This is a genomic window from Xenorhabdus sp. KK7.4 (genome assembly GCF_963876465.1).
GTDB classification, from domain to species: Bacteria; Pseudomonadota; Gammaproteobacteria; order Enterobacterales; family Enterobacteriaceae; genus Xenorhabdus; species Xenorhabdus stockiae.
In genome coordinates this window covers 33,390-46,445 of record NZ_CAWNQF010000080.1, presented here as the reverse complement: position 1 = coordinate 46,445, position 13,056 = coordinate 33,390, and the positions used below count along the sequence as shown (strand labels likewise).

Annotated in this window: 10 protein-coding genes and 1 tRNA gene; 4 read left to right on the top strand and 7 right to left on the bottom strand. The window is 41.0% G+C overall.

What is annotated here, in order from left to right:
- Positions 1 to 210: 210 nt before the first annotated feature.
- From AACS90_RS14180 to AACS90_RS14165, 4 genes are all read right to left on the bottom strand, one after another.
- Complete coding sequence (locus AACS90_RS14180; protein WP_099123102.1) at positions 211 to 1,023, bottom strand: hypothetical protein; 813 nt, start codon at positions 1,021 to 1,023, stop codon at positions 211 to 213.
- A gap of 1,056 nt (positions 1,024 to 2,079) precedes the next feature.
- Positions 2,080 to 4,521 (bottom strand): toprim domain-containing protein, encoded by a 2,442-nt coding sequence (locus tag AACS90_RS14175; RefSeq protein ID WP_371635626.1) that lies wholly within the window; start codon positions 4,519 to 4,521, stop codon positions 2,080 to 2,082.
- A 101-nt stretch (positions 4,522 to 4,622) separates the two neighbouring features.
- Entirely contained in the window at positions 4,623 to 5,837 is a 1,215-nt protein-coding gene (locus tag AACS90_RS14170) for a tyrosine-type recombinase/integrase (RefSeq protein ID WP_099123100.1), read from the bottom strand.
- Between the two features lie 194 nt (positions 5,838 to 6,031).
- Positions 6,032 to 6,119: transfer RNA gene (locus tag AACS90_RS14165), tRNA-Ser, on the bottom strand.
- Between the two features lie 182 nt (positions 6,120 to 6,301).
- Here AACS90_RS14165 and tusE point away from each other — a divergent pair.
- Positions 6,302 to 6,631, top strand: coding sequence for a sulfurtransferase TusE (gene tusE / locus AACS90_RS14160; RefSeq protein WP_169926668.1), 330 nt, complete (start codon positions 6,302 to 6,304; stop codon positions 6,629 to 6,631).
- A 15-nt stretch (positions 6,632 to 6,646) separates the two neighbouring features.
- Here the strand turns inward: tusE and yccX are convergent, their stop codons facing one another.
- Positions 6,647 to 6,925: an acylphosphatase gene (gene yccX, locus AACS90_RS14155; protein WP_099123099.1), complete on the bottom strand. Its 279-nt coding sequence runs from the start codon at positions 6,923 to 6,925 to the stop codon at positions 6,647 to 6,649.
- A gap of 285 nt (positions 6,926 to 7,210) precedes the next feature.
- Between yccX and hspQ the strand changes: the two genes are divergently transcribed.
- Complete coding sequence (gene hspQ, locus AACS90_RS14150; protein WP_186435674.1) at positions 7,211 to 7,531, top strand: heat shock protein HspQ; 321 nt, start codon at positions 7,211 to 7,213, stop codon at positions 7,529 to 7,531.
- Between the two features lie 72 nt (positions 7,532 to 7,603).
- On the opposite strand, the gene AACS90_RS14145 is transcribed toward hspQ, so the two are convergent.
- The gene (locus AACS90_RS14145; protein ID WP_099123098.1) at positions 7,604 to 8,017 is read right to left on the bottom strand and encodes a CoA-binding protein; all 414 of its coding nucleotides are present in this window, start codon (positions 8,015 to 8,017) and stop codon (positions 7,604 to 7,606) included.
- Positions 8,018 to 8,153: 136 nt separating this feature from the next.
- Between AACS90_RS14145 and mgsA the strand changes: the two genes are divergently transcribed.
- Positions 8,154 to 8,612 (top strand): methylglyoxal synthase, encoded by a 459-nt coding sequence (gene mgsA / locus AACS90_RS14140; protein ID WP_099123097.1) that lies wholly within the window; start codon positions 8,154 to 8,156, stop codon positions 8,610 to 8,612.
- A 42-nt stretch (positions 8,613 to 8,654) separates the two neighbouring features.
- Here the strand turns inward: mgsA and helD are convergent, their stop codons facing one another.
- Positions 8,655 to 10,724, bottom strand: coding sequence for a DNA helicase IV (gene helD / locus AACS90_RS14135; RefSeq protein WP_099123096.1), 2,070 nt, complete (start codon positions 10,722 to 10,724; stop codon positions 8,655 to 8,657).
- 66 nt (positions 10,725 to 10,790) lie between these two features.
- On the opposite strand from helD, the gene yccS reads away from it, so the two are divergent.
- Positions 10,791 to 12,998, top strand: a complete 2,208-nt coding sequence (yccS, locus tag AACS90_RS14130) for a YccS family putative transporter (protein ID WP_099123095.1) — start codon at positions 10,791 to 10,793, stop codon at positions 12,996 to 12,998.
- Positions 12,999 to 13,056 lie beyond the last annotated feature (58 nt).

Sequence of the window (13,056 nt, the reverse complement as noted above, 5' to 3'; positions counted from 1 at the left end):
CGCAAGGTGTTTTAACAAATCAAAAGGGGTTTTTATAGCTGCCTCATCGCTGAAAGCTCTACGGAACCCCCTGCCTAGCAGGGGGTTTTCTATATACAATATTGCGATTCAAACATGAATCGCAATATTGTTAATGAATGTATTATGACATTTTAGTATAATTTTTTAATTATTTCATGTCGTCAATAGCTGGTTCATCATTTTTTATAATCATTCTTCTTTCGGGGTGTAATTCCAGCCAGACGAACCACCGAAAGTAGCACCACCGTATCCACTACTTTGAGTGCCTAGCATTCCTGCTGATTTAGCTGCAACACCAAATGCTTCTTGTTTCTTTCCTACGTTATTTAAAGGAACTAACCCTTTGGTGTTTCTCATCTGTTGCTTAAAACTCCATGTAACATCAGTTATAATCATGCTTTTTTTAAGTGTATCAATATCATTCATGTATATTCGTAATGAATATGGGATAGTAAAATCCTCTGTATAGTTTATAGAAAATATATTTTTTCTTTCAAAGACCTTACTTCCTGCGTAATTAAGTGCCTTGATAGAGTGAGTTGTACAGTTGACACCAGTCAAGTCATAAGTATCAATAACTCTTCCGAATTTTTTAGTGGGTTCATTTGCGGAAGCACTGGTTACTTCTTTACCAGTGTGCCATCGGCTTTTAAAATATGTCATTATCGCTATAATATCAGCGTCCCTGATATTATAAACTTGAGCTTCCATTCTATAAAGTTCGCTTGACATATATTCAATTGCTTCATTATCCTGCATCCAAACTAAAACACCATCACCTGTTATTTGCGTTGGACTAACATTGGCATAACGACCGTAGGAAAAAACATTTATTCCTTTTTCGGTATGAACAGAAATAAATGTATGACCTGTGCCTTTTGTTTCCACCCATAAAAAAACACCTTTAGGTAACCATCGACAAGTGGTTTCATAAATATTTAATGCATATGTATCAAGTTTATCAAAAACTCTTGATTGTTTGATTATGTCCCTATTGTTCATTTGCTTTTTATCCTTGCAAAAATATAAATGATAATGATTGAGGCAGGAAATGAAACCAATACTAAATGTATATCATGGTTTTTAATAAATTTAAAAAAAGTTGGAAAATTTAAGGCATAAATAAATGTAGATATGTTATTTATTAGGGAAATTAAAAAGATTAAAAAAATTATTCTTAAACTATGCTTTAATTTATTTCGTAAAAATAACATTATGGTACATAAAACAAACAGAAAATTATTAGCCAGCATTGCATAATCAGTGATCTGAATAAAAAAAGATAATTCAGATGGGGTGTACTCATTGCTTGTCCATAAGGTTATTACTTCTTTTGTAGTCAAATCAATGGAAATAAATCCTATATTACAAAAAATAAATAAAATTATTACTATCAGTATATTAAATAATGACTTAATCCACATTTAACCCTTCCTATCATTTTTGCCAGTTCTAAAACCAATCTAGCTGAAAAATTTTTTATCTTGCCCATGATAATTGCATGTTTTTGATACACCGCTGGATAGGATATACCAGAATTATTTATATATTCTAGTATAGGTGACAATAAAGCGGAAAAATCGTGATTAATATCGTATATTAAACAAATAGATATGGTTACCTATGTTACATTTTGTTTAAGGCGACAGATTAAAACCACACTGACGCGCTACGCTTGCCTTCTCCGAGTTACCGGGCTAATAAATTAACCCAGTAACTCGGAGATCTGAAAGATCACCTGCCAGAGAAAACATTTTTACCTACCCCCTCCCTATTAAAGAATTAGGGGTAAAACTGTTCACCCTGTTCACCTTTGAATAATTAAATTTAAATTCAAACCCTTAAAGGGTGATGAGTTGAAACTAAACTGTTCGCTACTCTTCACCCAACCGTTCACCTCCAACCAGAAAAAAGGTGAACAGTGATGAATAGTTGTGAACAGTTTAAAAATAACTATTCACCCTATAATACTTTGATATATTTGGTTTAAATTATAGAGTGAACAGTGGTGAACACTTTTTTATATTTCTTTGAAAAATACCTGTAATCAGAAAAAAATTATTCTTCTGGCTGGCTATTGCTTGTCAGTTTCGGCATCCATTCGATAGCGGTATCAAGATTCAGGCTCAGATTGCTGCGAATGCCCTGTTTGCTTTTCTTGCGTAAATATTGCTGGCTGTATTCTGCCAGTGCGCCCGGCATATCCATCCCGAAGCGAGTCACGGAAACAGGTTTGTTCAGGTTATTGCCTTTCATATAAGCAAGGTAGGCGTGATAGAGGTACTTACGGGGATTGAACGGCATAATTTCCGCATTGCCGATTAATAGGCCGTCAACTTCATGGGAAGCAATGAGATAACCGCAAAAATCGACCAGTGGATCTGTGCCGCGTTTGATATCCAGCGCCTCCGCAGATTTCTGTTGCTCTGCCAGTAAACGCCTCGCTGATTGTGGATCAGCAAATCGGTGAAGCAAGTGCCGGATAATCACAGGCAATTCTGCCGCAATTTTATCCCGTAGGAGTGGATCGCGTTCATTTTCCGGCACGACTTCGGAAAAATTAAAAATTACCCGACGCCGCGATACCCCACCACTGCGATCACTAAAACTCATGGCGTTATTGTTTACTGCCAGCACCACCGCAGGAATGCGGGTTGAATAAGGTTGTTTATGTTTCGGATCGATAGCAACTTCATCGCCGCCAGTAATCGCCTTAATGCCGGAACCATCACCCACATAGCGAGTTTGGTCTGGCAGGATAATCAGCGAATAGCCGACAATCAACGCCCGTTCCCGTGGATTTTCCAGTGCAGCCATACTTGCGGAAACGGTATTGCCTTTACCTGCCAGCATGGAACAAATTTCAGCAAAGATACTTTTACCACTGCCTCCGACTCCGGTGATTTCCAGAAAAAATTGCCAGTCATAACGGTTCGCCAACACCATAAACAGCGCCGCTAGCACTCTATATGCTTTGTTTTCACAGTTGGCAGTTGCCTGATTGAGCCAGCGCCAGAATTGTGGCGCATAATCTTGCAGGGTTTCCCCCGAAACAGGGGAATTAAATTCAACGTCATTGGCAAGTAATAGCCAGTCATTTTTGCCGTGAGGCCGGAACTGGCAGGTTTTCAGATCAAATACACCATTACTAAACCCGATTAAGTGGCGTTCTGGAGGCTGCATCATGGGAAGCTGTAATTTCAGGGCATCTACGGCTGAACTAATACCATGCGGTGAATATGGTAATTTTTCTTCCATAAAGGCGGCGACCATTTCCCGTCTTAAATCACGGTCACTGACCGGACGCCAGATAATACCGTCATAGTGATAAACGGTTTCCGAAGCACCATCCAGTGCCAAATCACCGTTATAACGTGCCAGCAATACTTCCCCGCGTTGGCTGGCTCCCATCTGGCATAATGTCAGTTTTGCAGGCTCGGTATCATTATTAAGCTGAATTGCTGCTTTTTTCTTGGTTAATGCTGGCTGATAAAGCCCCTGAGCAAAGGCTTGTTTTGCTATTTCTATACCGTATTGTTGTCGGTAATCATCCCAGTCAGCTTTTGATTCCGTAGGCGGTAGCGTTACCCATCCGTTAATCGTTTTGGCGGTCTTCTCTGCTGCAACCTTGCCGATATTCTTTTTCAGCATGCCGTTTTTGTCTCGTTCTTCCGGTTCGTGCCAGTCGTTATCGGCGGCAATTATAATTTTGGAGTTTGGATACTGCTCTCTAGCCTGTTCGGCAACAATCAATAGGTTACTTTCATCAATCGCTGCCAATACCACGCCTTTATGCAGTTGACTGACAGTTAAAGCTGTAGCGTAACCTTCGGTAATGATGATTGTGTCCGGCGTTCCGGTAATCTCAGTTACCAGAATAAAACTGCCTTTTTTCTGTGTACCTACAACAAGTCGTTTTTCACCATTTGGCTTGATGGTCTGTGCGCCAGTAATTGCGCCATCCAGTGTCTGAGTCACCAGCAATAAAGAACCGTCTTTTAACAATCTCTGATTGGAGTATTGCAATCCCTTTTTCATCAGATATTGAGATTCACCCGTAACAGCAGTGGCAACCAGTGCCGTGATGCGTTCTGCGATTGGTTTAGCGCTATGATTTGGTGTGTTAGTTGGTTTGGGTTCTGGCAAAGGCAATGCCAGTACATCCGCAGCAACCTTTGCTGCTTCAAAAATTGAGATCCTTTTGTTTTTTGCCACTAAATCCAACCCATCACCATAGTTCGGAGCGTCACACTGGCGACAATGCCAATTGCCGTGATGGTGATCGTCGATAAAGTGGAAACGGTCAGCACCGCCGCAGACAGGGCAAGCGCCATGTTTTCCCTTGCCGGGAATATCAATACCACATGCTGGCAGCAGATTTTCCCAGTGATACATGGCGGATTTTTTCACAGACTGGATAAAATCGAGTGGTTTTTGTTCGTTTATTTTATCTGAAGATGTAAATTTGGGGTGAGTTTGGTTAGACTGTGTATCAGCCATCATCGTTACCTCGTTTAACGGTTTGGTCAGACGCCTCAGATGTGTTCGCGCACACTGGGGCGTTGCTTTTTTATGTTACTTTTCTTAAAAAATATCTATCTTTATGCCCTTTTGCCAAATTTCCCGATCAGGACATTTTCGCCTCGTTCCAGCATCTCCATATAATCCGCATACCATTGCAGCATTTCCCTGCGACCATCCAGATATTGAGCGTGGTTGTAAGTGCCTCGAATACTGTTTTTATCGACATGAGCCAGCTGTTTTTCAACCCATGCAGTGTTGAAGTCTAGATCATGCAGGATGGTACTCATGGTATGGCGGAACCCGTGGCCTGTCGCTCGTCCTGAATATCCCATACGGCGGATCATGGTATTGATTGCCATATCAGATATATGCTTTCTGTAATCTGTCCGGCTTGGGAAAACATACTGATAACTGCCGCTGATAGGCTGAATCTGCTTCAATAAATCGATAACTTGCTCTGATAATGGCACTACATGAGTACGGCGCATTTTCATTTTTGCGGCTGGAATTGTCCAAACAGCCTTATCTAAATCAATTTCTGACCACTCAGCTTTGCGGAGTTCTCCCGGACGAACGCCGGTTAATATCAGCATTCGCAAAGCCGTTCTGACTATCTGACTACCCATATATTTATCAATAGAGCGCAGAAATTCAGGTAATTCATCTACTGAAAGGTGAGCGTAATGTTCGCGTTGATGAGGGATAAAAGCACTCGCTAAATCGGGGGCTGGATTATATTCGGCTCTGCCCGTAATAATTGCATATGTCCAAACTTCACCACAGCGTTGGCGGACTTTCTTTAATTTATCGGTGACGCCTCTCTTTTCCATAATAGAAAGGAGGTCTAATAATTCGAGAGGTTTTATTTCAGCAATCGGGCGATGACCGATATAAGGGAAAACGTCTTTTTCGAAAGCGTCCATCATATCTTCACGATAACCAACAGACCACCTGTCTTTTCTTCCCTCGTACCATTCACGCGCAATGCTTTCAAAGGTATTACTGATTTCTCCCTGAGCTGCCAATTTCTTTTGTTTTTTATCTTGGTTAGGATCAATACCTTCGGCTATCAGTTTCTTGGCTTCATCACGTTTTCTTCTGGCCTCTGCCAACGTAATAAGCGGAAAAGTACCAATAGCGAGTAACTTTTCTTTTCCTGCAATGCGGTATTTCAGTCGCCAGTATTTAGAACCGGTTGTCTTTACCAGCAGATATAAACCGCCGCCATCCGATAGCTTAAAATCTTTATCTTGAGGTTTTACTGTTTCAACTTGTCGGGCTGTTAGTTTCATATTTCCAGCATCCTTGCCCCCTCACAGTAATGGGGGTATTTTTTTAGGGGGTACAGAAAGTTACCCCTATATATACCCCCTAACTGGGGTACATTGCAATAGATGCCAGTAGACGTTGATAGAGTGTTATTTGGGAATTTTCGTTGATTTTATTGGGGAAAATAGACTTTAAGAGATGCTGCTAGAAGTGTAGATGGCGGAGGAGGAGAGATTCGAACTCTCGGATGGTTTCCCATCGGCGGTTTTCAAGACCGCTGCCTTCAGCCGCTCGGCCACCCCTCCGCGATGTCGTGCACTATAAACATCACTGTTCCCAATGTAAAGTACTTATATGCTCAATTGATGCCAAATCACTCACATAACTGTTCGTTGGCGCATTTATTCAGCATTTATGGCAATCTTTCTTTGGAATAAAGGTGATTTTTGCTAAATTGCAGCCATTATTGTCGAGTGGTTAAAAAGCTATGTTGGTATTTGAAGGTCGAGAAATCGAAACTGATGCACAGGGTTATCTTAAAAACAGTAACGACTGGGAAGAAGCGATGGCACCGCTACTTGCCGAGCAGGAAGATATCATCTTAACCGAACAGCATTGGGAGGTGGTTCGATTTGTCCGCGAGTTTTATGAGGAGTTTAACACTTCCCCCGCTATCAGGATGTTAGTCAAGGCGATATCACAAAAGCATGGCGAAGAAAAAGGTAATAGCCGCTATCTTTATCGCTTGTTTCCTAAAGGACCGGCAAAGCAAGCAACTAAAATTGCAGGGTTACCAAAACCAGTGAAATGTATCTGAGTCTGTCATCCGCCTTCAATGGCGGATGCTGAAATCAGCCATTTCCTCTATCTCACAAAACTGAGGCTGAAAATGTTCAATCTTTGAACCCGGAGGCCCGCCTTTCTCCAGCCAATGTATTAGCGCTGCTATTTGTTCTTCATTACCACAGGCAACGATTTTGACACTGCCATCATTCATATTCCGAACATACCCCAATAGCTTATTTTTCTTTGCCCAGTAGTATGTCTGATAACGAAAACCAACTCCCTGTACTCGGCCATAAACATAAATAGTGACACTTTGAACTGTCATTTCTTTTTCTCCCTCAAACAAAATTGAAAAGTGACTCTTCAGTATCCTGATGGAAAAGTATTTATTTTCTGTTATGCAATAGATTGAAAACTATCAGGTATAATAACTTTGGCATGCTAAGACCACTTTTAGTATTGTATTTTATATACACAACAGCTAACCTGAAATATGAGATGGTGATCACATACCATCTCAAATGCAAGATTCCGGTTACCGGGTGTGCGCTTGAAATTTACCTTACGGCCCTTATATAAGAGTGATTGCAAGGTTTCTCTGGAGGTGACTATGATGATCGCCAGCAAATTCGGTATCGGCCAACAAGTGAGACATAGCCTGTTGGGCTATCTGGGTGTTGTTGTAGATATTGATGCCGAATATTCTTTAGAACAACCACAGGAAAATGATATCGCATCTAATGCTACTTTACGTTCAGCTCCGTGGTATCACGTTGTGATGGAAGGTGATGATGGGCAACCTGTCCACACCTATTTAGCAGAGGCTCAATTGACTTACGAGATATCAGATGATCATCCGGAACATCCTTCTCTGGATGAGTTAGCTGAATCTATCCGCAGTCAATTGCTGGCTCCAAGGTTACGAAATTAAACACATTCCTTTAAAAAGTTAAACGATACTGATAAGGAAAGGCGATGAAATAAAAATAACCCATCGCCTTCTTTACTTTTCTAATCCTAAACGTGGGATCTCAATTTTCGGACAGCGATCCATAATCACATCTAATCCCTTATTTTCTGCCAGTAATTTCGCCTCATCATGAATTACCCCTTTTTGCAGCCAAAGCACTTTTGCTCCAATGGCAATCGCTTCTTCCGCAATACCATAAGCAGCTGTTGCATTACGAAAGACATCAACCATATCAACTGGCTGTTCGATATCAGCTAGCTGCTTCACAACTTGCTGTCCTAATAATGTTTTGCCCGCTAGCCTAGGGCTAACTGGTATAACGTTATATCCCTGATTAATCAGGTACTCCATTACCTCATAGCTGGGTCGATCTGGTTTTTCACTCGCTCCCACCAGAGCGATTGTTCCGACTTTTTTCAGGATATCTATCAGATATTGATCACTCATAAAGCCCCCTAACTCATGATTATGCCGCAATAATTATACGTTTCATTTACTACAGTGTTTATGACAATCACGTTTATTTCTATTATCTTGTTATTAAAATAATTGGTAAATGGTGCATTCTCACGAAGGTATTAATATGGAATTAACAACCCGTACACTGACTGAATCCAAAAGTATTGCTCTGATTGCGCATGATCACTGTAAACAATCTCTTCTGTCTTGGGTCAATGAGCATAAGCGTGTATTAGAACAAAACAGGCTCTATGCCACAGGTACAACCGGAAACTTGCTTCAACAACAAACGGGCTTACCGATTACCAGCCTATTGAGTGGACCGATGGGAGGTGATCAACAGATTGGTGCATTGATTTCTGAAGGAAAAATTGATGTTCTAATCTTTTTTTGGGATCCTCTGAATGCCGTTCCTCACGATCCCGATGTCAAGGCACTGTTACGTCTGGCCACAGTCTGGAATATCCCTGTAGCAACAAATCGAACAACTGCTGATTTTCTTATCAAATCTTCGCTTTTTACCGAAAAAGTCGATATTTACGTACCTGATTATCAGGGGTACCTTGATGAAAGGCTAAAATAAGCACAGCCACCAGCAAAGAAAAACAGATTATCTCCCCGAAACCTAAGGCTTTCGGTGCTCTGGGACACCTAATTTAGATAATTGGTGAATAAATACCGATGGATTTTTAGGTTCCTGCATCAGCCAGAGCTGCTTTTTTGCTCTCGTTAATGCAACATATAACAGGCGCTGCTCTTGTGTATCAGAAAATGTTTCAGGTTTCGGCAGTAAAACCTGCTCCAGCACTGTTTCTTTTTCTGATGCCGGAAAACCCTCTTTTCCTTTTCGTAATCCTAAGATAATAATGTAATCAGCCTGTTGCCCCAGAGATTCGTGAATGGTCATAAAGTTAATATTTAAATTCGGCCAACGGGTTGCCGCTTTCTTCAATACCTCAGGCTTATGAAAATGGTAACGAGCCAATAAGAAGATGGTTTCCTGACTGGTGACGTAGCCACTCATGCGGTTTAACAAGGCTTCCAATTGTTCTTCGGGCAAAATCATGACTGATTTTTTATTTCCTTTTATTGAACTATGGTTGGTAAGCCTACACAATGAATCACTCACTTGGCTGTGAAAAAAACGGGTAATTCCATTAGTCATTTTACTAATGTGCTCATTAACACGATACGTGGTATCTAAAATGCACTCGTCACTCTCACCAAAATAAGCAGAAAAAGTCTTTATTGAAGGCCATTCAAGACTATTAAACCGACAAACTCCCTGCCAGTTATCTCCTACTGCGAATATATGGCTTTGTCTATTTTGTGCTTGAAGTGTAGTTAATAACTTAATACTTAGAGGAGAAATATTCTCCAGATTATCTAACAGGATATGCTTCCACGGGCTAATGAAACGTCCTTTTTGCAGAGTATTTACTGCCTGATGAATCAACCCATAAAAGTCCAGCGCGCCTTCTTCTTTTAATACCGATTTCCAGGCTTTCAACAAAGGTGCCATCAGGCGGATACGTTTTGGGAATATATCTGAATATTCAGGCGAAGCCCGTTCCAGCATCTCTTTTTGGCTACCACCATGCATTCTCATTAACTCCAGCCAATAATCCAGATGGCTGGATAAACGGGATTGTACCTGCCTGTCATTCCAATATGCTCCATCGGGTAACTGCCAGTCTAACTCTTCATTCAACCATTCGCGCCAGCCTTTGGCCTGTGCTTTTTTTTCATTACACTGTTTTTGCCATTCCCGAATAAGAAAATCATGGCGCTTTTGAATATTAGTCTCTAATTCACTAATTTTTGGTGTATTGCTATTTGCCTGCCGGATGATACAAAGGGCCAGTTCATGGAATGTTCTCGCTTGTATCGTTTTTGTTCCCGAGCGTAACTGAAGACGTTTATTTATTTCTTCAACCGATTTCTGCCCGGCTGACAGTAATAAAACCTGCTCAGGAAGCGCCTGCTGGCGTAATAATAGCCACTCTGCACGGGCAATTAAAACAGATGTCTTTCCACTTCCTGCACTTCCCGAAACTAATATGGATTTTTCACCATTAATAACAGCCTGATATTGTAACGGATTGAATGGTACATTTTCTGCGATTTGGAACAATTCACCATATCGTTCCTGAATGCGTTCAGCCCACTGCTGGTTTATGAACTTTCGCCGTTCCTCTCCTTCATTAAGCCAGTTCAGGCACGTCTGGTAATTTTCCCGACAGTTTGCAAAGTCCTTGAGTCTTTGTGATGGCAAGGGAATAGATTGAAATGTTTCATGGATTTGTTGCTGTAATAGAGATAAATCTTCTGCCTTCATCCAATAATCTTGCTGGCGAATTTTATCAATTTTATTTACCTGAGCAGACAGAACGCCAGAGCTGATGCCGCTCATATCAGAGCTCCAGGCCTGCCATTCCTTGAATAAATAATGGTAAAAACGCTGTGTTTGCTGCCATTCAGTGCCATGTAAACGAACAACTTTCCCTTCCGGTAACTCAAATTCCAGTTCCCCCCAGACAAGCCCTCGCTTACACTGAATATCGATTAATTGATTAAATGGAATTAGGTACTGATGTTTGTCACCACTGACTTCAATGCCAGCACTCAGTAAACGCACTCGATTATAAGGATGCCGAGCAAGTCGTTGACCAATTTGTGTTGATTTTAGTTCCATTGTAATAGCACCGTACCTGAAAATTGTTGAGCTATCTGCTCACTTAAATGTTGTTAGGAGTTTTTTGTGCTAACTGTTTTTTCCAGCTCCCGCCATTTTTTGTATAACAATCACGTTTTCTATTATATTCGTATATTTATTGCGCTAACAGGAACTACACTGGTTCCCTGGCTATTGAAAGAAGAACCCAAGATTACAATCCCTTTGACGTTAGGTGTTGTCGCCGCCGCATTAACAGACTTAGATGATCGTTTAGCGGGTCGTTTACGCAATCTGGTCATCACCTTAGTCTCCTTCTTTGTTGCTTCTGTTTCTATTACTTTACTTTTTCCATACCCTTGGTTCTTCGCTCTTGGGCTGGCGATTTCTACCTGTAGTTTCATACTACTTGGTGCTTTAGGGCAGCGTTATGCCACCATCGCTTTCGGTGCTTTATTGATTGCAATATATACTATGCTGGGTACATCGATATTCCCTGTCTGGTATCAGCAACCTTTATTATTACTCACTGGTGCAATTTGGTATAACTTGCTGACACTAGCAGGGCATGCACTATTTCCTATCCGCCCGTTACAAGAAAACCTAGCACGCTGTTATCATCAGCTTTCTGTGTATCTGCACGCCAAAACAAATTTGTTTGACCCAGATGCTGAAGCAGAGGAATACGAGCAGGCTGTATTTGATATTGCGATGGCCAACGGCACATTAGTATCAACACTGAATCAAACTAAAATAACTTTATTAAGTCGTTTGAAAGGAGACCGTGGGCAACAGGGAACCCGAAGGACGCTACACTATTATTTTGTTGTTCAGGATATCCATGAACGTGCCAGTTCATCTCACATTCAGTATCAAAAGCTACGAGAAACATTGCGCCACAGCGATCTTCTATTCCGTTTCCAGCGATTGTTGTCCATGCAGGCACAGGCCTGTGCGCGGGTTTCACAATCCATTATCCTGCGTAAACAATATCAGCATAGCTCACGGTTCGAGAATGCTTTCACCTATCTTGAAATCTCTTTAGAGAAATTAAAAAACCAACAACTAGTTGATACTAAGATCGTTGCATTTAGTAATTTACTGAAAAATTTGCGGGCAATTGATGCACAACTAGCCGGACTCAGTTCTGAGCAATATCTGACCCTTCAGGAAATTGCTCAATATAATAAGCAAAGCGATGACAGGCAGTACCCTGACAAACAGTACAACGATAAACAAGAAGAAACGCAATTATCCGATGAGGCTTTAACGGGATGGCGTGATATTTCATTTCGGCTTCTCAGCAATCTAACACCCAAATCAGCACTATTCCGTCACGCTATCCGTATGTCTGCTTTGCTTTGTACTGGTTATGCCATTATTCAGCTATTTGATATGCAAAGAGGTTATTGGATCCTGCTGACCAGCCTGTTTGTCTGCCAGCCTAACTACAGCGCAACTCGCCGCCGTCTGGCTCTGCGGGTTATCGGGACATTGGCGGGTATTTTGATTGGCCTGCCTATTCTCTATCTTGTACCTTCTATTGAAGGGCAATTATTGCTGATTGTCATTTCAGGTGTGTTATTTTTTGCCTTCCGTAGTAGCCAGTATGCACATGCCACTCTATTTATTACGTTATTGGTATTATTAAGCTTTAATCTATTGGGTGAAGGCTTTGAAGTAGCGTTACCCAGAATAGTCGATACCCTGATCGGTTGTGGTATTGCTTTGTTGGCAGTCAGTTTTATCTGGCCTGATTGGAATTTTCGCCAATTGCCACAAGTCATTACCCGTACAATGAATGCCAATTGCCATTATCTCAATGCTATTTTGCTGCAATATCATCAAGGAAAGAGTAATTGCCTGGAATATCGGGTTGCTCGCCGTAACGCTCATAATTATGATGCCGAACTGGCATCGGTTGTCTCAAACATGTCATCAGAACCTAAGCATCATCGTATTTCTCAGGAAGAAGCATTTCGTTTTCTTTGCCTGAATCATACCATGTTGAGTTATATTTCCGCCTTAGGTGCACATCGTGACAGACTTAATGAACCTGTCATTCTGGATCTACTGACTGAAGCAATTCACCATGTTGAATCTGCATTGCAACAAGACAGAGTTAATGATGAGTTCCTACATCAGATTTCAGAGCATTTGATACAAAAAAGTAATCAATTAAATTCTGATAACAGCAAGGTTCAACTTGTATTACAGCAAGTAGGATTGCTAGTTGAATTATTACCGGAAATAGTTAATTTGAAAAAGCAAATAAACAATCAGAAATCTAATTAAATACATCCCGCCTTCTATGAAGGCGGTTTTTTTATTTTTGTAACTTATATTTGCTGTA

What these genes read in the sequence shown, in the direction of transcription:
- AACS90_RS14145 (WP_099123098.1), bottom strand. Translation starts at nt 8,017, where the DNA reads ATGAGTGATCAATATCTGATAGATATCCTGAAAAAAGTCGGAACAATC.
- tusE (WP_169926668.1), top strand. Translation starts at nt 6,302, where the DNA reads ATGTTGGTATTTGAAGGTCGAGAAATCGAAACTGATGCACAGGGTTAT.
- helD (WP_099123096.1), bottom strand. Translation starts at nt 10,724, where the DNA reads ATGGAACTAAAATCAACACAAATTGGTCAACGACTTGCTCGGCATCCT.
- mgsA (WP_099123097.1), top strand. Translation starts at nt 8,154, where the DNA reads ATGGAATTAACAACCCGTACACTGACTGAATCCAAAAGTATTGCTCTG.
- AACS90_RS14175 (WP_371635626.1), bottom strand. Translation starts at nt 4,521, where the DNA reads ATGGCTGATACACAGTCTAACCAAACTCACCCCAAATTTACATCTTCA.
- AACS90_RS14180 (WP_099123102.1), bottom strand. Translation starts at nt 1,023, where the DNA reads ATGAACAATAGGGACATAATCAAACAATCAAGAGTTTTTGATAAACTT.
- AACS90_RS14170 (WP_099123100.1), bottom strand. Translation starts at nt 5,837, where the DNA reads ATGAAACTAACAGCCCGACAAGTTGAAACAGTAAAACCTCAAGATAAA.
- yccX (WP_099123099.1), bottom strand. Translation starts at nt 6,925, where the DNA reads ATGACAGTTCAAAGTGTCACTATTTATGTTTATGGCCGAGTACAGGGA.
- hspQ (WP_186435674.1), top strand. Translation starts at nt 7,211, where the DNA reads ATGATGATCGCCAGCAAATTCGGTATCGGCCAACAAGTGAGACATAGC.